The sequence below is a fragment of the Pseudomonas nicosulfuronedens genome (genome assembly GCF_005877905.1).
Taxonomy (GTDB): domain Bacteria; phylum Pseudomonadota; class Gammaproteobacteria; order Pseudomonadales; family Pseudomonadaceae; genus Pseudomonas; species Pseudomonas nicosulfuronedens.
The window spans coordinates 280,735-297,724 of the sequence record NZ_SWDV01000001.1 but is presented as its reverse complement, the minus strand read 5'-3'; the positions used below and the strand labels follow the sequence as shown (position 1 = coordinate 297,724).

Sequence of the window (16,990 nt, the reverse complement as noted above, 5' to 3'; positions counted from 1 at the left end):
GGACAAGCTGCATGAACCAGCAAGTGAACGTCACCCCATCGGTGGCCAGCGAACTGAACCTGAAGGCCCACTGGATGCCCTTCAGCGCCAACCGCAACTTCCATAAAGACCCGCGCATCATCGTCGCCGCCGAAGGCAGCTGGCTGGTGGACGACCAGGGCCGCAAGATCTACGACAGCCTGTCGGGCCTGTGGACCTGCGGCGCCGGTCACTCGCGCAAGGAAATCGCCGACGCGGTGGCCAAGCAGCTGACCACCCTCGACTACTCCCCGGCCTTCCAGTACGGCCACCCGCTGTCCTTCAAGCTGGCCGAGAAGATCACCCAGCTGACTCCGGCCGGCCTCGACCACGTGTTCTTCACCGGCTCGGGCTCCGAGTGCGCCGACACCTCGATCAAGATGGCTCGCGCCTACTGGCGCCTGAAAGGCCAGGCGCAGAAGACCAAGCTGATCGGCCGCGCCCGTGGCTACCACGGTGTGAACGTCGCCGGCACCGCCCTGGGCGGCATCGGTGGCAACCGCAAGATGTTCGGCCAGCTGATGGACGTCGACCACCTGCCGCACACCCTGCAGCCGGGCATGGCCTTCACCAAGGGCATGGCCGAGACTGGCGGCGTCGAGCTGGCCAACGAACTGCTGAAGCTGATCGAGCTGCATGACGCCTCCAACATCGCCGCCGTCATCGTCGAGCCGATGTCCGGTTCCGCTGGTGTGCTGGTACCGCCGAAGGGCTACCTGCAGCGCCTGCGCGAAATCTGCGACCAGCACAACATCCTGCTGATCTTCGACGAAGTGATCACCGCCTTCGGCCGCATGGGCAAGGCCACCGGCGCCGAGTTCTTCGGCGTGAAGCCGGACATCATGAACGTCGCCAAGCAGGTCACCAACGGCGCCATCCCCATGGGCGCGGTCATCGCCAGCAGCGAAATCTACGACACCTTCATGGGCCAGAACCTGCCGGAATACGCCGTCGAGTTCGGCCATGGCTACACCTACTCTGCGCACCCGGTCGCCTGCGCCGCCGGTATCGCCGCGCTGGACCTGCTGGAAAAAGAAAACCTGATTCAGCAGTCCCTGGAACTGGCTCCGCACTTCGAGAAGGCCCTGCACGGCCTGAAGGGCGCGAAGAACGTCGTCGACATCCGCAACTGCGGCCTGGCCGGCGCCATCCAGATCGGCGCCCGTGACGGCGACGCCATCGTGCGCCCGTTCGAAGCCAGCATGAAGCTGTGGAAAGAAGGCTTCTACGTGCGCTTCGGCGGCGACACCCTGCAGTTCGGCCCGACCTTCAACGCCAAGCCCGAAGACCTGGACCGCCTGTTCAGCGCCGTCGGCGATGCCCTCAACGGGGTGGCGTAAGTGAGCGAACGTCCGAAGGCCGTCCCGACGGTACAGATCGACAACGACAAGGTCCTGGTCACCGAGTGGCGCTTCGCCCCCGGTGCCGAGACCGGCTGGCATCGCCATGGCATGGAGTACGTCGTGGTCCCGGTGACCAACGGCGAGCTGCTGCTGGAAACCCCCGAGGGCGAGCGCCGTGCGCCGCTGGTCCTGGGCGCGAGCTACACCCGCCAGATCGGTACCGAGCACAACGTGATCAACCCTTGCGATCACGAAGTGGCCTTCATCGAGATCGAGCTCAAGAGCGACGAACACCCGCACAGCCACTGAGCGCGCGGGCACGCGAGAAGGCATGCCGGCGGATGTCACCGTAGAGTGACCTTCCCGGCGAGCCTCGACGCCCGACCCGTGCACCGTACAAATCCCCTCTCCCTTCAGGGAGAGGGCTAGGGAGAGGGGCTCTTGAGAGAGCCCGCCCCCACACTTTCAGCGAGAAGAGACTTCCCATGACCACCGTCAAGCACCTGATCGGCGGCGAGATGATCGCCGACACCGGCCGCACCGCCGACGTCTTCAACCCGTCCACCGGCGAAGCCATCCGCAAGGTCCCGCTGGCCAGCCGCGAAACCGTGCAGCAGGCCATCGACGCCGCCAAGGCCGCCTTCCCGGCCTGGCGCAACACTCCGCCGGCCAAGCGTGCCCAGGTGCTGTTTCGCTTCAAGCAACTGCTCGAAGCCAACGAAGCGCGCATCAGCCAGCTGATCAGCGAAGAACACGGCAAGACCCTGGAAGACGCCGCCGGTGAACTCAAGCGCGGCATCGAGAACGTCGAGTACGCCAGCGCCGCCCCGGAAATCCTCAAGGGCGAGTACAGCCGCAACGTCGGCCCGAATATCGACGCCTGGAGCGACTTCCAGCCGATCGGCGTGGTCGCCGGCATCACCCCGTTCAACTTCCCGGCCATGGTGCCCCTGTGGATGTACCCGCTGGCCATCGCCTGCGGCAACACCTTCATCCTCAAGCCGTCCGAGCGTGACCCGAGCTCCACCCTGCTGATCGCCGAACTGTTCGAAGAAGCCGGCCTGCCCAAGGGCGTGCTGAACGTGGTGCACGGCGACAAGACCGCTGTGGACGCGCTGATCGAGGCCCCGGAAGTCAAAGCCCTGAGCTTCGTCGGTTCGACCCCGATCGCCGAGTACATCTATTCCGAAGGCACCAAGCGCGGCAAGCGCGTGCAGGCCCTGGGCGGCGCCAAGAACCACGCCGTGCTGATGCCCGACTGCGACCTGGACAACGCCGTCAGCGCCCTGATGGGTGCGGCCTACGGTTCCTGCGGCGAGCGCTGCATGGCCATCTCCGTCGCCGTTTGCGTGGGCGACCAGATCGGCGACGCGCTGGTCGAGAAGATCGTTCCGCAGATCAAGGCCCTGAAGATCGGCGCCGGCACCTCCTGCGGCCTGGACATGGGCCCGCTGGTCACCGGCGCTGCCCAGCAGAAAGTCACCGGCTACATCGACGCCGGCGTCGAGCAGGGCGCGCAGCTGCTGGTCGACGGCCGCAACTACAAGGTGGCTGGTCACGAGAACGGCTTCTTCGTCGGCGGCACTCTGTTCGACAAGGTGACCCCGGACATGACCATCTACCAGGAAGAAATCTTCGGCCCGGTGCTGTGCATCGTGCGCGTGAACAGCCTGGAAGAAGCCATGCAGCTGATCAACGACCACGAATACGGCAACGGCACCTGCATCTTCACCCGCGACGGTGAGGCTGCCCGCCTGTTCTGCGACGAAATCGAAGTCGGCATGGTCGGCGTCAACGTACCGCTGCCGGTACCGGTGGCTTACCACAGCTTCGGCGGCTGGAAGCGTTCGCTGTTCGGCGACCTGCACGCCTACGGCCCGGATGGCGTGCGCTTCTACACCAAGCGCAAGGCCATCACCCAGCGCTGGCCGCAGCGCAAGTCGCACGAAGCGGCGCAGTTCGCCTTCCCCAGCAATGGCTGATGGTGAATAAGCGGTAAGAAAAAGGCCGGTCCAAGTGACCGGCCTTTTTTGTTTTCAGAGGCAATTGCCCAATACTCCAGCCCCCCCGGGAGCGTATTCGTAGGATGGCGTGGAGCGCAGCGATACCCATCATTCCCCTGCGTCGATCTCCCCTATCGAGCCGCCGCCCCAGTCCTTCGCCAGCAGCCCTTCGCGCACGTAGCGATGAAACGAAGACCATCTCCAATCCACTACGCGCAAAGCGTGGCTGTGCTTGCACAGATTGAAGTGGATGTAGTCCACGTGCCGTGCGAGATCGATGTCATCGCGAATCCGATGCTCCCAGTAACGGCGCTGCCAGATGCCGCGTTCGCCCTTTGTCTGACGGCTGTTGGAGACGACTTCCGTTCTGGGGAGCGCACGTGAGAATTCGGTCTTGATCAGCCGCCAGCGTAGAGCGTAATTGGCGTCGTCGGCCGGCAGGGTACAGATGGTGTGCAGGTGGTCGGGCAGGATGACGATGGCATCGATCTGCCAGGGGTGACGTTGTTGTGTGTAGCGAAAAGCTGCGCGGAGCAGATCGACGTTCTCCACCAGCAGGCGTGAGCGACGGTTGGCCAGCGCGAGTGTGAAGAACCAGGTCGCACCCGCTGTTCTGTCGCGGCGGTATGAGGTCATGGTGCGTCCTTGCCGCAATTGATGGGTATCGCTGCGCTCCACCCATCCTACGGTCGAGGTCACCTGTGGCTCTGCGGGGCCGGCTGACGCTTTGTTGATGGGTATCTCTGCGCTCCACGCCATCCTACGTTCGGGGGCAGCTCTGGTACTGCGGGAGCCGGCTGAAACCTTTGTAGGATGGTGTGGAGCGAAGCGATACCCATGCTGTGGCTTAGAAATTCCCCAGCACCCGGGGGACTTCTTCCCAGCGCATCCACAGGCCGCCTTGCCAGTTCAGCAGCATCAGGCGGCGGGCGTCCCAGGTGAGGAGGACGCGTTGCGGAGTGGTGGATTGCGGGGTGTGCTGGTCGCGCAGGGTGGGGAGGACGTCCTGGGTGAGCCAGCGGTCGAGGGATTCGAGTTCGGGGTGGCCGAAGCGGATGAGGGCTTTGAAGAGGGCGGCTTCGCTGAGCATCACGACTTCTTCTTCGCTGCCGGTGCTGTAGGCAAGGCAAACGGTGCGTACTTCGTGGGGATAGCAGCGGTGGTGGATGCTGTGGGGGAAGCGGTAGGCGACGAGGCGGGCGATGTCGCGGGCGGCGAACCAGGGTTGGTTGTCGATCATCACGCCGCGCAGGGGGCGGTTGTGGCGGGTGAAGAAGGTTGGGGTGTAGGTGCTGTGCATAAGTGGAACTCCTAACGATTAAAGGAGCCGCACCCATGTCGCCAAACATAGGAGGCGGACCGCGCGGGGTTGGCGAACCGGACGTCAGGTCCCGGCAGACCCGGAGGTCTCCCCGCGCGATCCGCCATAAGCGTTGCAGAAATTTCTGCAGGGTGCGCGGGGGCCTACAAAAACATTCGCTGTTTTCGTAAGCACTTGTGGGCGCTATCGCGCCTGACGTCTCTGGGTCGCCAAACCCAGGTCACGGAGGTGACGGGGCGAGGATAGGAAGGGCAGGAATGCCCAACAAGAAGCCGTTTCCGGCATGCGTGTAGGAGCGAGCTTGCTCGCGAACCTACTGTGGCACGGTGCCTGTTCGTAGGAGCGGACTCCGTCCGCGATGTGTTTGCCTCGCGCCTTTGTTTCACGCGTCGCGACGGCGTGCGCGTGGGCTTCTTGTTTCGCCCCCTCGGGCGAGTCACTTTCTCAAACGCCAGAAAGTAACCAAAGGGCTTGCCCCTCCATCCGGTTTTTCGCTTAGGCGAAAAATTCCCCCGTTGAATCGAAGTTTCAGGGGCACGCGCTGACGGGCCATCCCTGGCCCGACAGCGCTCTCGCGGCATCCATGCCGCTCAACCCCTGAAACTCCGATTCAACGGGGCCTCCTGAAAGGGGCGGTTCGGCGTGCGTGGGTGTTTTTCTGGAAGTCTTTAAGAGCCAGAGCCAGAGCCAGGACGTAGGGCGAATAACCCGGAACGGGTTATCCGCCGCTAAGGCTCTTCTACCGGTGGGACCGTGCCATGGCCGCCCCCTCACCCCAGCCCTCTTCCAAGGAGAGGGAGCCGTCTGTGCCGGCTGACGATGAGGTTTCATTCTGCTCCGAACGGTCCCCTCTCCCGCGTGCGGGAGAGGGTTAGGGTGAGGGGCTTTTGATCTTGTCGGCACGGACTCTGGTTGATCCGGCGAGGGCTGCGTTGGGCGGGTTCGCGAGCAAGCTCGCTCCTACAGGGGAAAGGCTCTGCGATCAGCCCAGGTGCTTCTTCAGGTAGATGCGCTGATGCCCCGGTGGGCAATCCTCCAGCACGCCCATGCGCTCGAAGCCCTGTTTCTCGTAGAAGCCGGGGGCCTGGAAGCTGTAGGTGTAGAGGAACAGGCCGACGCAGCCGCGACGGCGGGCTTCGTCTTCGGCCAGGGCGATGAGCTGGCTGCCCAGGCCGCTGCCGCGCTGGTCGTCCTGCAGCCAGAGGTAGTCGATGTAGAGCCAGCCCATGCCGGACTGGCCGAACATGCCGCCGACCACCTCGCCTTCTGCGTTGCGCGCGTAGAGCTCGAAGTCGTCATAGGTGTTGCTGCGGCCCATCTGCCCGAGGTTGTAGGCGAGCAGGCCCTTGACCACGACGTCGCGCGCCTGCGGGTCGATGCCGAGGGTGAAATCGAATGGGGTTTGCATGGTGCCCTCCGGATTGGCGAAGGCCACCAGTCTAGGGAGATGCCGCCGCGATGGGTAGGCGCCTTTGGTAGCGGCGGGCGTGCTGGGACGAACAGTGCGGGAAGCTCAGAGCAGTTCTTTGCGCGACATGTTGATCGACAGCAGCTTGGTATCGCGGAAGAACAAGTAACGATAGGCCCCGCCGCTGGGGCCGTACATCCAGGTTTCCAGTTGCGCTTCGCCAGCAATGAGCTTGCCGGTCGAGTCGCGCCGCGGTGGCCTGGGGGGGACGATCACGCGTTTGGCAGGCTCGCCACATTTGGCGAGCACCTCATCCATCGGGTCGCCTTCGTTGATCAGGCTGGTGCCGCATCGCAGGGTGCCGGCGTGGGCGGTTCCGGCGGCCAGGGTCAGGAGCAGTGCTATCAGCCAGGGGCGCATGGGTCGATTCCGGTGCGGGTTCGCTGCCCAGTCTAACGCCCGGCAATCGGTTGCTTCATTGAGCTGATGCAGGTTCAGCGCGTGCTGCCAACGTTGCGCACGTACAGGTCCTTGCCGCCCGTGCCACTGGTGCCCCGTGCCTGCAGTTCGAAACGCTTGGGGTGGCCCTTGATCAGGTCGCTGAGCTTCTTGAAGCCATACAGGCGCGGGTCGAACGCTGGCCGCAGCTTGCTGATGTTCTGTCCCAGAGCGCCGAGTTGCACCCAGTCGTCATCGTCGCCGTCGATGTCGTCGAGCACCTTGGCGATGAAGTCCAGCGGGACCTTCTGCGACTTGGGCTTGGCGGCGGGTTTGGGGCTGTCGTTGGCGCTGGGGGCGGCGGTCTTGTCGGTGACGGCAGGCTGCTCGGCTGGTGCTGCCGGCTCGGCGCGGAGGATCTCGGTGTAGATGAACTTGTCGCAGGCGGAGACGAAGGGTTTGGGCGTCTTCTCTTCGCCGAAGCCATAGACGGTCAGCCCTTCCTCACGCAGGCGCGCGGCCAGGCGGGTGAAGTCGCTGTCGCTGGAGACCAGGCAGAAGCCGTCGAAGCGCCGGGTGTAGAGCAGGTCCATGGCGTCGATGATCAGCGCGCTGTCGGTGGCGTTCTTGCCGCTGGTGTAGGCGAACTGCTGCATGGGCTGGATGGAGTGGTCGAGCAGCACCTGCTTCCACTTGCCCAGGTTAGGCTTGGTCCAGTCGCCGTAGATGCGTTTGACGCTGGCGACGCCGTACTTGGCGATCTCCTCGAACAGGCCCTCGACGATGGCGGCGGGGGCGTTGTCGGCATCGATCAGGACGGCGAGGTGGGTCTGCTGGCGAGTGGCGGGGGACTTGTTGGCCATGCTGCATCCTTTGCTGGGGATCAGACGACCATAGTGTGCGAGGGCGGGCGCGACAACCCGGATGCACCGATAGAATCATTGCGCCATCATCGGAGCAGGCATATCCTCCGCCACCGTTCAGGGAGGAACGTGGCGCCATCATTCGATCGCGAACTGCCTGGGCGTCCCATCTGCCATCGAAGGAATGACCATGCTTCGCTTTCTCTGCGTTTCCCTTTTCGCGATCCTGCTGACCGGCTGCGCCTCTTCGGCGAAGGTCGAGAACATGCAGGTCAACGACCAGCAGGCGCACACCCAGGGCTACGATGCCGCGCTGCGCGACAACCTCCAGGTCGCCGACGTCGAGGGCGGCAAGAAGACCAACCCGCTGTGGACCTCGCAGATCGATGGCGCCGACTTCCGTGCTGCACTGGAGCAATCCCTGGGCAAGGCCGGCCTGCTCGGCCAGGGCGACAAGGCGGCCTATTCGCTGCGCACCAAGCTGGTCAGCCTCGACCAGCCGGTGTTCGGCTTCAACTTCACCGTGACCTCGACCGTCGAGTACAGCCTGGTGGAAACCGCCAGCGACCGCGTGGTCTGGCAGGAAACCGTCAAGGAGCCCTTCACCGCCGGCGTGGGTGATGCGTTCTACGGCGTGACTCGCCTGCGCCTGGCCAACGAAGGCTCGGCCCGCGCCAACATCAACACCCTGCTGCAACGCCTGGGTGGCCTGAAGCTGGGTGCCGGTCAGGTGTCGCTGCAGAACTGATCTCGCACCGCGAAAAAAGCCCGGCCATGGCCGGGCTTTTTTCTGGAGCTGCCGTTACGCGGTGGCGAACTCGCACTTGTCCCGCCCGCTGCGCTTGGCGTCCAGCAGGGCGGCGTCGGCGCGGCTGAGGGTCTGCGAGTAGCTCTCGCCCGGATGGTGCTCGGCGACACCGAAGCTGGCGGTGACGGACAGGGCGTTGGTGCCCACGCGTACGGCCAGGCAGCGGATATCGTTGCGCACCCGTTCGATGATCGCGGTGGCATCGCTCAGACGGGTGTCGGGCAGGATCAGCAGGAACTCCTCGCCGCCCCAGCGGCCGCAAAGGTCGTACTGGCGCAGGGCGGATTCCATGGCGCGGCCGATTTCCACCAGCACGCGGTCGCCCACTTCGTGGCCCCAGGTGTCGTTGACCTGCTTGAAGCGGTCGACGTCGAGCATGGCCAGGACGTAGGACTCACCGTGGCGCTGGGCGCGCTCGCTTTCCTCGCGCAGGCGCTCCATCAGCAGGCGGCGGTTGGCGATACCGGTGAGGGTGTCGTGGGTCGAGGCTTCCTTCAGCGCGATGTTGAGGTCGCGCATCATGTCCTGGTAGCGATCGGAGATGCGCGCGACCTTTTCCAGCTGGCGCAGTTGCTTGTGGTAGCGCTCGGACAGTGTGCTGTTCTGCTGCCGGGCCATGGACTGGAAGCCGTCGGAAATCCGCGCGATGCGTTCCAGGCGCGCGAGCTGGTCGAGGGATTGCTGATGCTTCTGGTACAGGGCTTCGCGCAGGGGGTGCCCTTCGTACTGGGGGTCGGCCAGCAGGTCTTCGATCAGCAGGTCCAGCTCGCGCTCGCTAGTCATGGCACTTACTCGTCGTAGGCTTGGATGACGAACGGGAAGGTACAGTCCTCGCGGAATTCCTCGGCCAGTTCGGCGACGCGTTCGTTGCGTCGGTCGTAGTGCCACGCCACGCGGGTGCTGCGGCCCTGGCCGTGGGCTTCTTCGAGCAGGTCGAAGATGTCCATCATGGCCTTGATCGAGCTGGTGTTGAGGTACAGAAGGCGCAGGTCGAGTTCCAGCGGACGCTTTTCCTCGGTAAGGAAGCGTTCGACCCACTCGATGACCTGGCCAAAGAGTTCATAGGAGTTCTCCGGGTAGGAGTCGCCTTGCATTGCGAGGATGCCGGCTTGCCAGTCGCCGTGGATCTGTGGGGTGGATTGGGTTCCGGTGACGTTGAGATCGCTCATGTCGGGTCTTCCTGAATTTCGCGGTTCAGATCACGGCGCGCAGGCTGAAGAAGGCGCGGCCGTCGGGTTGTTCGGTGAGGGAGGTCTTGAGCGGCGCGCTGGACTTGCGGGCAATGTCCAGCAGGCCAAGGCCTGCGCCGGTGGAGGCTTCGGCGTCGCGCGGGCGGCGCAGCTGCTCCTTGTAGGCGGCCTTGAGCTGGGCCTTGTCGAGCCCTGCAATGGCTTCGATGCTGCGCACCAGGCCCTGGCCATCAGCCAGTTCCACCAGGTTGCCGGCGGAAACCACGTAGTGGCCTTCGTCATCGCGGGCAATCGCCACGGTGGCCGAGGCCTCCTGGTCGTTGTAGCCGCGCTGGGTGGCGTAGTGGCGGATGTTCTGGGTCATCTCGATGTAGACCGCGAAGACGTCCATCGCTTCGCTGGGGTGCGCCTGTTCGGCCTGCATGTAGTTGCGCAGCGCGTGGCCGATTTCCTCGATCAGGCTGCGCGAGATGGGCCCGTTGAAGCAGAGCAATATGCGTTGCCGGGTAAAGCTCTCGCGCATGGCCAACAGATCTAGCGATTCCATGGATTAACCCCTAGTCGAAGCGGAAAGAGAGAATGGTGATGTCGTCACGCTGCGGCTGCTCGCCCTGGTAGTGGGCGAGGGTAGCGGTGAACACATCGGCCTGCTCGGCCAACGGTCGGCGCGCGTGGTTGCGCAGCAGGTCGGCGAAGCGGCTGTTGCCGAAGCCGAAGCCGTGCTCGCCGCCGGCCTGGTCGAGGAAGCCGTCGGTGCACAGGTAGTAGGTCCAGCCGGCTTCCATCGGGATCGCCACGTCCTGATAGTCGCCCTGGCGCTTGTCGCCGATGGCGCGGCGCGCGCCCTTGTATTCGCGCACGTCATTGCCGTCGCTGGCGAACAGGGAAATCTTCGCCCCGGAGAAGTGCAGCAACTTGCGCTGGTGGTCGACGCGCACCAGGCCCGCATCCATGTTGGTGGCCAGCGAGTGGGTGAATTCTTCCTGGCCGAGCATGCCGCGCATGACGTGGTCGGTCTCGCGCAGGATGGCGGCCGGGTCGTGGCTCTTCACGCTGTCGATGGCGTGGTCGATGGCGGCCAGGGCGAGCATGGTCATCAGCGCGCCGGGCACGCCGTGGCCGGCGCAGTCGACCACGCCGATCAGGCTGTCGGCGGGGCCTTCTCGGTAGATGTAGAAGTCGCCGCCGACCACGTCGCGCGGTTTCCACAGGACGAAATGGTGCTCGCCCAGGGACGCCTGCAATTGGCGGTCAGGGAGGATGGCGCGCTGGATCAGGCTGGCGTAGTCGATGGAGTCGCCGATCTTCTTCTGTGCGGCGGCCATCTCGCGGTTGGCCGCTTCCAGGGCCTGGGTGCGTTGCTGGACCTTGTCCTCCAGTTCCTCGGTGTGCCGGCGGACCTGGTCGGCCATGCTGGCGAAGGCGCTGGAGAGTTCGCCGATCTCGTCCGGGCGGGTGCGCGGCAGCGGGCTGTCGTATTGCCCCGCGGCGATGGCCTTGGCCGATTGCTTGAGGCCGCGCAGCGGGCGCAGCACCAGCAGGTCGACGGTGTAGGCGAAGCCGATCAGCAGGATCGCCAGCAGCCCGGCGAGGGTACCCACCAGCGGCCAGATCCAGCGGCTGTCGAGCACTTGCGCGGCGTGCAGGTCGATGGCACTGAGCACATGCCAGCGCAGCTGCGGGATGTAGGCGGTGGCGATCAGCTGTTCCTTGCCGTCGATGGTGCCCCACATGGTTTCCACTTCGCCGGGGTTGGTCTCTGCCTGGCGCAGGGTCTGGCGCAACGCGGTGCGTTCCTGGTCATTGGCCAGCAGGTCGTAGACGTGGTGCTTGGCCTGGCCGCTGGAGCCGGAGTTATAGGCGATCAGACGAGTGTCCGGGTGCGCCTGAATGGCGCCCTCGGGGTCGACGATCATCGGCGTCACCCCGGCCTCGCGGCGCGAGATGAACTGGTCGAGGAACTCGGTGAGGTCGAGGCCGCCGCCGGCGAGGCCGACTTTTTCGTTGCCGGCGCGCACCACCATGTTGAACCAGACCTTGGTGACCTTGAGCTTCTCGTTGTAGTCGACGTTGATGTTGTACAGCTCGTCGCGCGCGAGGGTATCGAAGTACCAGGAGTCCTTCGGGTCGTCCTGGCTCAGGGTGTAGCGCGGGGAGTTGGAGAGCGGCGAGCTGGAGTCGTTGAAGTAGTAGTGGCGCGAGGAGTCCACCACGACGAAGTAGGAGTAGTTGTGCTGGTCAGCGCGGAAGCCTTCGGCTTCGCGGAAGAACAGCGCACGCCGCGCCGGGTCGTTCTCGGCGAGCAGCCAGTCCTGTGTCACCACGGACTCGGCCAGGCGTCGCGAGAGCGCCAGCTCGCGAATCACCGGCGCAATGATTTTCTGCTGGTTGAGCAGCGTGAAGTTTCTCGCGAAGGCGAGGCCGAAATGCGTGCGGATGTCCTCCATGGCTTTCCAGCCCAGCATGACTGCCGGTACCAGCGCCAGGAGACAGGCGATGAGCAATGCCACCACCGATTTGCCGCGCAACCCCCATCTTGCCGCCATGGCTATCTTGTTTCTCCGTGTCGCCCGCCGTGTGCCGGTCTTTTGGCGAAAGCTCAATTGTGCATTTTGTATACGGGCACAATCAAACCAAATTGATATCGAATCGCCATATTATTGGCGCCGGTCAATTGGCCTGAGTCTAGACCCTGTGTGAAAAGCCGCTCGGCAGTGCGGGATGATTCCCGCAGAACTAGACGCGGTTCCCACTTCCGCTCTGGCGCGCCTGCTGTAGGAGCGAGTCTGCTATGCGCTCCAGCGGCAGGACTTCCTTCGCCGCACCCAGCTCCACCGCCTCGCGGGGCATGCCGTAGACCACGCAGGTAGCTTCGTCCTGGGCGACGGTGTGGCCGCCGGCCTGGCGGATCGCTTGCAAGCCGCGGGCCCCATCCTTGCCCATGCCGGTGAGCAGCGCCGCGATGAGGTTGCGCCCGGCGCAACGGGCGAGGGAGTTGAACATCACGTCCACCGCCGGCCTGTGTCCATTCACCGCCGCCTCCCGGTGCAGGCGAACCACGTAGTTGGCGCCGCTGCGCTGCACTTCCATGTGGTAGTCGCCGGGAGCGAGCAGCACGTGACCGGGGAGGATGCGGTCGCCGTCGCGGGCTTCGCGTACTGACAGGCGCGTCTGACGGTCCAGTCGGTCGGCGTAGGATTTGGTGAAGCCCGGCGGCATGTGCAGCGTGACCACCGTACCGGGGCAGTCCGGCGGCAGTCCCAGCAGGACTTCCTTGATCGCCTCGGTGCCGCCGGTGGAGGCGCCGATGGCGAAGATCTTTTCGGTGCTCAGCAACGGCGCACTGCTCATCGCTGGTGCGCCGGTCGCTGCCGCAGGGCGCGCACGGGGCAGGCGCGCGCGGGCGGCGGCCTTGAGCTTGGCGCAGATTTCCTCGGCGTAGGCCTGCATGCCCTCGGCGATGCCCAGTCGGGGCTTGGCGATGAAGTCGATGGCGCCCAGCTCCAGCGCGCGCAGGGTGGCTTCGGAACCCTTCTCGGTGAGCGAGGAGATCATCAGCACCGGAGTCGGCCGGCCCTTCATCAGCTTGTCGAGGAAGGTCAGGCCGTCCATGCGCGGCATTTCCACGTCGAGGGTGATGACGTCCGGCGAGTGCTGCTTGATCAGGTCGCGGGCGACGAAGGCGTCGGGTGCCGCGCCCACCAGCTGCAGCTCCGGGTCGTGCTGGATGATGTCCTTGAGCAGGCTGCGAATCAGCGCCGAGTCGTCGACGATCAGGACCTTGACGGCCATCGGGCGTCCCTCCTTTCAGAACAGGTCGATGCTCCCGCCGCGCTCCCGACGGGACAGTTGCTGGCAGTACTGCCGCTCGCGCTGCAGTACCGTGTCGTTGGCCAGGGTGCGCAGCTTGCGCACCAGCACCCGGCCGCTGCCGGGGAAGAAATAGACCTTGCGCGGGTGCACGTCGAGCAGGTCCTGGGCGGCCAGTGGAATGCCCTCGTCCTCCAGATACTGCAGGACGAACTCGACGTTGCGCTGGCCGACGTCGGCGCTGAGGTTCTTCAGCACCGAGCCGCCGCCGAACACCTTGGCTTCGAAGTACCGGCGCTGGGCGCCGCGACGCATCAGGCCATTGATCAGCAGGTCCATGGCATGCACGCCGTAGCGCCCGGAGTTGGACAGCAGACCTTGCACACCCGTGTCGCCGGGCAGCATGAAGTGGTTCATGCCGCCCAGCCCGCTGCTGCGGTCGCGCAGGCAGACGGAGACGCAGGAGCCGAGCACCGTGACCAGCATCAGCGGCTCGGCGGTGACGTAGCACTCGCCGGGCAGCAGCTTCACCGCTTCCATGCCGAAGCGTGGGTCGTAGTAGCGATTGGGTTGGTCCAGGGCTGCGCCCATCAGTGGCTCTCCACCGCCTGGTAGGTCGTACGCCCCACCGAACGCACCAGGTGGCTGGCGTGGACGAAGTTTTCCGAGTGCCCGGCGAAGAACAGCCCACCGGGCCGCAGCAGGCGCACCATGCGTTCGAGCAGGCGGGTCTGGGTCGGCTTGTCGAAGTAGATCATCACGTTGCGGCAGAAGATCGCGTCCAGGCCGCCGGCAATGCCCCAGTCGCGGTCGAGCAGGTTGATCTGCCGGTAGTCGATCATCTGCCGCAGCTCGCGCACCACCCGTGCCTTGCCGGCGTTGCCGCCGGTGCCACGGAGGAAGAAGCGCTTCTTCTGCGCCGGGCTCAGTGCCTCGATGCGCTCCAGTGGATAGATGCCCTGGCGTGCCTGGCCGAGCACGCCGGTGTCGATATCCGAAGCGATCAGCTCGATGGGCGGGGCGAAGCTGCCCAGCGCGTCCACCAGCGTCATGGCCATGGAGTAGGGCTCCTCGCCGGTGCTCGAGGCGGTGGACCAGAACCGCAGCGGCTGATGGTCCTGCACCTGCTCGGCGGCGAAGCGGCCGAGGTGGTCGAAGTGGTGCTTCTCGCGGAAGAAGGCGGTGAGGTTGGTGGTCAGTGCGTTGACGAACTGCTGCCACTCTTCCTCGTGGTTTTCCAGGTAGACGAAGTACTCGGCGAAGCTGCCCAGGCGCAGGCTGCGCAGTCGCCGTGACAGGCGGCTGTAGACCAGCTGCTGCTTGTTCTCCGAGAGGCTGATGCCGGCATGCTGGTACAAGCGCTCGCGCACCTGCTGGAAGTCCCGGCGGGTGTAGTGGAATTCGTGCTCGGGGGCGGGCAGGTGGATCGACATCGGTTGGTCTCGGTGGTAGGCGGATTGCCTAGGGCTGATAACGCCTGTGGCGTTATGCGCCCAACTTCATGCGCTGGATCGGGACAGCTCCGTAGGATGGGTGGAGCGCAGCGATACCCATGCTGCTGCGGTGGGATGCATTGATGGGTATCGCTGCGCTCCACGCCATCCTACGCAGGCGTCAGATTTGCAGGTCGGTGCAGGAGCTCGCCTCGGGCAGATTGAAGCGAGCAGAATGGGGCGCACATCCGTGGCCATCCCTGGCCCGCCCGCGGCGGCCGACCCTCCCATTGCTCCGGCCACCGCCATCCTTCAGCCCCGCCCGATCAGAACTCTTCCCAGTCGTCTTCCTTGCCCTTGGCGCGCACCGCCTTGGCCACGCCACGGGCGGCGCGCGAGGTGTGCGCGGCCGGCTCGGCGCGGGCCGGGCGGGCGGAGGCCAGCGGCACCACGGTGGCCGCGATGGATTCGAGCTTGAACACCCCGACCTGCTGGTTGAGCATGCCGGCCTGCTCCTGCAGGGCCTCGGCCGAGGCGGCGGCTTCTTCCACCAGCGCGGCGTTCTGCTGGGTCATCTCGTCCATCTGCGACACGGCGCCGTTCACTTCCTCGATGCCGCTGCTCTGCTCGGCGGATGCAGCGGCGATCTCGGCCATGATGTCGGTGACGCGCTTGATCGCCACCACGATGTCGCTCATGGTCTGCCCGGCCTGGGCGACCAGGGTGTTGCCGCTCTCGACCTTGTCCACCGAGTCGTTGATCAGCGTCTTGATCTCCTTGGCGGCGGCGGCGGAGCGCTGCGCCAGGGTGCGCACCTCACCGGCCACCACCGCGAAGCCGCGGCCCTGCTCGCCGGCGCGCGCTGCTTCCACCGCGGCGTTGAGCGCGAGGATGTTGGTCTGGAAGGCGATGCCGTCGATCACCCCGATGATGTCGGCGATCTTGCGCGCCGAGTCGTTGATCGCCGACATGGTGCCCACCACCTTCTGCACCACGCTGCCGCCTTCGGTGGCGACTTCGGACGCATTCACTGCCAGCGAGTTGGCCTGGCGGGCGTTCTCGGCGTTGAGCTTCACGGTGCTGGTGAGCTCTTCCATGCTCGAAGCGGTTTCTTCCAGGCTGGAGGCCTGCTGCTCGGTACGGGTGGAAAGCTCGGCGTTGCCGCTGGCGATCTCGCTGGCGGCGGTGTGGATGGTGTCGGCCGCTTCGCGGATCTGCCCGAGCATGCGCGACAGGCTCTGCGCGGTCTCGTTGGCGTAGTCCTTGAGCTCGCCGAAGGTGCCCTGGTAGTCGGCGTCGATACGCTGGGTCAGGTCGCCCTGGGCCAGTGCGCCGAGCACGCGGGTGACGTCACGCAGGCCCTTGTCGGCGGTGTCCACCAGGTTGTTCAGGCCGGTGGCGATCTTCAGGAAGAAGCCCTCCTTGTTCGAGGCCTCGATGCGCTTGCTGAAGTCGCCGGCGACGGCGGCGTCCACCAGTTGCGAGACCTCCTGCTCGGCACGGAACTCCTCGGTGCGGTCGGTCCACTGCACGGCCGAACCCAGGCGCTCGCCGGCATCGTTGAACACCGGCACCACGTCCAGGGCGAAGCGGCGGCCGCCCAGGTTCAGTTCGGCCTTATGCCGCGCGGTCAGGTGCGCGAGCATGCCGCGCTGGTGCGCCGGGTTCTTGTGGAACATGTCGATGTTGGCGCCCATCAGGCGGCTGGCGTTGAAGTTCGGCAGCTGTTTGCGGATGTCGGCCTCGGCGTTGCCGAGCATCTCGGTCACCGTGCGGTTCATGTAGATGATCTCGAGGTCGTTGTTGGCGATCATCACGTTGGCCGACACGTTATCCAGCGCGCTCTTGATTCGCGCGTTGTACTCGGCGGCATCGGCGTTGGCCTTGAGGCTGTCGCGCACGCCGTCGATGGCCTCGGTGATGATGGCCTTCTTGCCCGGCAGACGATCCATGTCCACCGAGTAATCGCCCTTGCCGTAGGCGGTGACGGTGGCGACGACTCGCATCTTCACCGCGATGTGCGCGGCGACCAGGTCATTGATGCCCTTGGCAATGCGTGCCGGGCGGCCGGCGAACTTGTCCACCTGGATCACCTCGTCGATCCAGCCCAGCTCATGCTGGCGGGTCATCTCCACCAGGCCGGCTTCCAGGGCTTCCACCTGGGTCTGCTCGGCGCGCTGCTCGCGCAGGTTGCGCTGGATGCTGCGCAGGCCGTCGTAGAGACGCTCGTAGCCAGCGGCTGGCGCTTCGCCGATGGCGACGTCGAGGTTGCCGTCCACCAGGCTGTGGAGGAGGGCGGTGATGCGGTCGGCGCGTTGCTGCGCCACGGCGTGTGCGTTGAACAGACCCATGTTG

General features: G+C 65.3%; 17 protein-coding genes. 4 read left to right on the top strand and 13 right to left on the bottom strand.

Annotation, left to right across the window (positions count from 1 at the left end):
* Positions 1-11: 11 nt before the first annotated feature.
* From aptA to FAS41_RS01460, 3 genes are all read left to right on the top strand, one after another.
* Positions 12-1,358 (top strand): omega-aminotransferase AptA, encoded by a 1,347-nt coding sequence (aptA, locus tag FAS41_RS01470; protein WP_138519936.1) that lies wholly within the window; start codon positions 12-14, stop codon positions 1,356-1,358.
* Entirely contained in the window at positions 1,359-1,670 is a 312-nt protein-coding gene (locus FAS41_RS01465; RefSeq protein ID WP_138519935.1) for a cupin domain-containing protein, read from the top strand. It abuts the gene before it with no gap.
* Positions 1,671-1,846: 176 nt separating this feature from the next.
* Positions 1,847-3,343, top strand: a complete 1,497-nt coding sequence (locus tag FAS41_RS01460) for a CoA-acylating methylmalonate-semialdehyde dehydrogenase (protein ID WP_024766243.1) — start codon at positions 1,847-1,849, stop codon at positions 3,341-3,343.
* Between the two features lie 129 nt (positions 3,344-3,472).
* On the opposite strand, the gene FAS41_RS01455 is transcribed toward FAS41_RS01460, so the two are convergent.
* The 5 genes from FAS41_RS01455 to FAS41_RS01435 all read right to left on the bottom strand — a co-directional run bounded on the left by FAS41_RS01455 (position 3,473) and on the right by FAS41_RS01435 (position 7,394).
* Positions 3,473-4,000, bottom strand: coding sequence for an REP-associated tyrosine transposase (locus tag FAS41_RS01455; protein WP_138520034.1), 528 nt, complete (start codon positions 3,998-4,000; stop codon positions 3,473-3,475).
* 211 nt (positions 4,001-4,211) lie between these two features.
* Positions 4,212-4,664, bottom strand: coding sequence for a BRO-N domain-containing protein (locus FAS41_RS01450; RefSeq protein WP_138519934.1), 453 nt, complete (start codon positions 4,662-4,664; stop codon positions 4,212-4,214).
* Between the two features lie 1,003 nt (positions 4,665-5,667).
* Positions 5,668-6,093, bottom strand: coding sequence for a GNAT family N-acetyltransferase (locus FAS41_RS01445; RefSeq protein ID WP_138519933.1), 426 nt, complete (start codon positions 6,091-6,093; stop codon positions 5,668-5,670).
* Positions 6,094-6,198: 105 nt separating this feature from the next.
* A complete protein-coding gene (locus tag FAS41_RS01440; protein WP_138519932.1) occupies positions 6,199-6,513 on the bottom strand; it encodes a DUF2845 domain-containing protein in 315 nt (104 codons plus the stop codon).
* Between the two features lie 74 nt (positions 6,514-6,587).
* A complete protein-coding gene (locus tag FAS41_RS01435) occupies positions 6,588-7,394 on the bottom strand; it encodes an NYN domain-containing protein (protein ID WP_138519931.1) in 807 nt (268 codons plus the stop codon).
* 190 nt (positions 7,395-7,584) lie between these two features.
* Between FAS41_RS01435 and FAS41_RS01430 the strand changes: the two genes are divergently transcribed.
* Positions 7,585-8,142, top strand: a complete 558-nt coding sequence (locus FAS41_RS01430) for a hypothetical protein (protein ID WP_138519930.1) — start codon at positions 7,585-7,587, stop codon at positions 8,140-8,142.
* Positions 8,143-8,196: 54 nt separating this feature from the next.
* On the opposite strand, the gene siaD is transcribed toward FAS41_RS01430, so the two are convergent.
* From siaD to FAS41_RS01390, 8 genes are all read right to left on the bottom strand, one after another.
* Positions 8,197-8,985 carry a biofilm regulation diguanylate cyclase SiaD gene (siaD, locus tag FAS41_RS01425; protein WP_218939094.1) on the bottom strand — a complete coding sequence of 263 codons (789 nt, stop codon included), beginning with the start codon at positions 8,983-8,985 and terminating at the stop codon, positions 8,197-8,199.
* A 5-nt stretch (positions 8,986-8,990) separates the two neighbouring features.
* Positions 8,991-9,371, bottom strand: a complete 381-nt coding sequence (gene siaC / locus FAS41_RS01420; protein WP_138519929.1) for a biofilm regulation phosphoprotein SiaC — start codon at positions 9,369-9,371, stop codon at positions 8,991-8,993.
* A 25-nt stretch (positions 9,372-9,396) separates the two neighbouring features.
* A complete protein-coding gene (siaB, locus tag FAS41_RS01415) occupies positions 9,397-9,939 on the bottom strand; it encodes a biofilm regulation protein kinase SiaB (RefSeq protein WP_138519928.1) in 543 nt (180 codons plus the stop codon).
* A 10-nt stretch (positions 9,940-9,949) separates the two neighbouring features.
* Positions 9,950-11,938 carry a biofilm regulation protein phosphatase SiaA gene (gene siaA / locus FAS41_RS01410; protein ID WP_138519927.1) on the bottom strand — a complete coding sequence of 663 codons (1,989 nt, stop codon included), beginning with the start codon at positions 11,936-11,938 and terminating at the stop codon, positions 9,950-9,952.
* Positions 11,939-12,128: 190 nt separating this feature from the next.
* The gene (locus tag FAS41_RS01405) at positions 12,129-13,184 is read right to left on the bottom strand and encodes a protein-glutamate methylesterase/protein-glutamine glutaminase (RefSeq protein WP_138519926.1); all 1,056 of its coding nucleotides are present in this window, start codon (positions 13,182-13,184) and stop codon (positions 12,129-12,131) included.
* Positions 13,185-13,199: 15 nt separating this feature from the next.
* Complete coding sequence (cheD, locus tag FAS41_RS01400) at positions 13,200-13,793, bottom strand: chemoreceptor glutamine deamidase CheD (protein ID WP_138519925.1); 594 nt, start codon at positions 13,791-13,793, stop codon at positions 13,200-13,202.
* Complete coding sequence (locus FAS41_RS01395) at positions 13,793-14,635, bottom strand: CheR family methyltransferase (RefSeq protein ID WP_138519924.1); 843 nt, start codon at positions 14,633-14,635, stop codon at positions 13,793-13,795. The genes cheD and FAS41_RS01395 overlap by 1 nt, the downstream gene beginning before the upstream one ends.
* A 326-nt stretch (positions 14,636-14,961) precedes the next feature.
* Positions 14,962-16,986 carry a methyl-accepting chemotaxis protein gene (locus tag FAS41_RS01390; RefSeq protein ID WP_138519923.1) on the bottom strand — a complete coding sequence of 675 codons (2,025 nt, stop codon included), beginning with the start codon at positions 16,984-16,986 and terminating at the stop codon, positions 14,962-14,964.
* Positions 16,987-16,990: the final 4 nt, after the last annotated feature.

What these genes read in the sequence shown, in the direction of transcription:
- aptA (WP_138519936.1), top strand. Translation starts at nt 12, where the DNA reads ATGAACCAGCAAGTGAACGTCACCCCATCGGTGGCCAGCGAACTGAAC.
- FAS41_RS01450 (WP_138519934.1), bottom strand. Translation starts at nt 4,664, where the DNA reads ATGCACAGCACCTACACCCCAACCTTCTTCACCCGCCACAACCGCCCC.
- FAS41_RS01455 (WP_138520034.1), bottom strand. Translation starts at nt 4,000, where the DNA reads ATGACCTCATACCGCCGCGACAGAACAGCGGGTGCGACCTGGTTCTTC.
- cheD (WP_138519925.1), bottom strand. Translation starts at nt 13,793, where the DNA reads ATGGGCGCAGCCCTGGACCAACCCAATCGCTACTACGACCCACGCTTC.
- siaB (WP_138519928.1), bottom strand. Translation starts at nt 9,939, where the DNA reads ATGGAATCGCTAGATCTGTTGGCCATGCGCGAGAGCTTTACCCGGCAA.
- siaC (WP_138519929.1), bottom strand. Translation starts at nt 9,371, where the DNA reads ATGAGCGATCTCAACGTCACCGGAACCCAATCCACCCCACAGATCCAC.
- FAS41_RS01460 (WP_024766243.1), top strand. Translation starts at nt 1,847, where the DNA reads ATGACCACCGTCAAGCACCTGATCGGCGGCGAGATGATCGCCGACACC.
- FAS41_RS01405 (WP_138519926.1), bottom strand. Translation starts at nt 13,184, where the DNA reads ATGGCCGTCAAGGTCCTGATCGTCGACGACTCGGCGCTGATTCGCAGC.
- siaD (WP_218939094.1), bottom strand. Translation starts at nt 8,985, where the DNA reads ATGACTAGCGAGCGCGAGCTGGACCTGCTGATCGAAGACCTGCTGGCC.
- FAS41_RS01390 (WP_138519923.1), bottom strand. Translation starts at nt 16,986, where the DNA reads ATGGGTCTGTTCAACGCACACGCCGTGGCGCAGCAACGCGCCGACCGC.
- FAS41_RS01440 (WP_138519932.1), bottom strand. Translation starts at nt 6,513, where the DNA reads ATGCGCCCCTGGCTGATAGCACTGCTCCTGACCCTGGCCGCCGGAACC.
- FAS41_RS01395 (WP_138519924.1), bottom strand. Translation starts at nt 14,635, where the DNA reads ATGTCGATCCACCTGCCCGCCCCCGAGCACGAATTCCACTACACCCGC.
- siaA (WP_138519927.1), bottom strand. Translation starts at nt 11,938, where the DNA reads ATGGCGGCAAGATGGGGGTTGCGCGGCAAATCGGTGGTGGCATTGCTC.
- FAS41_RS01445 (WP_138519933.1), bottom strand. Translation starts at nt 6,093, where the DNA reads ATGCAAACCCCATTCGATTTCACCCTCGGCATCGACCCGCAGGCGCGC.
- FAS41_RS01430 (WP_138519930.1), top strand. Translation starts at nt 7,585, where the DNA reads ATGCTTCGCTTTCTCTGCGTTTCCCTTTTCGCGATCCTGCTGACCGGC.
- FAS41_RS01435 (WP_138519931.1), bottom strand. Translation starts at nt 7,394, where the DNA reads ATGGCCAACAAGTCCCCCGCCACTCGCCAGCAGACCCACCTCGCCGTC.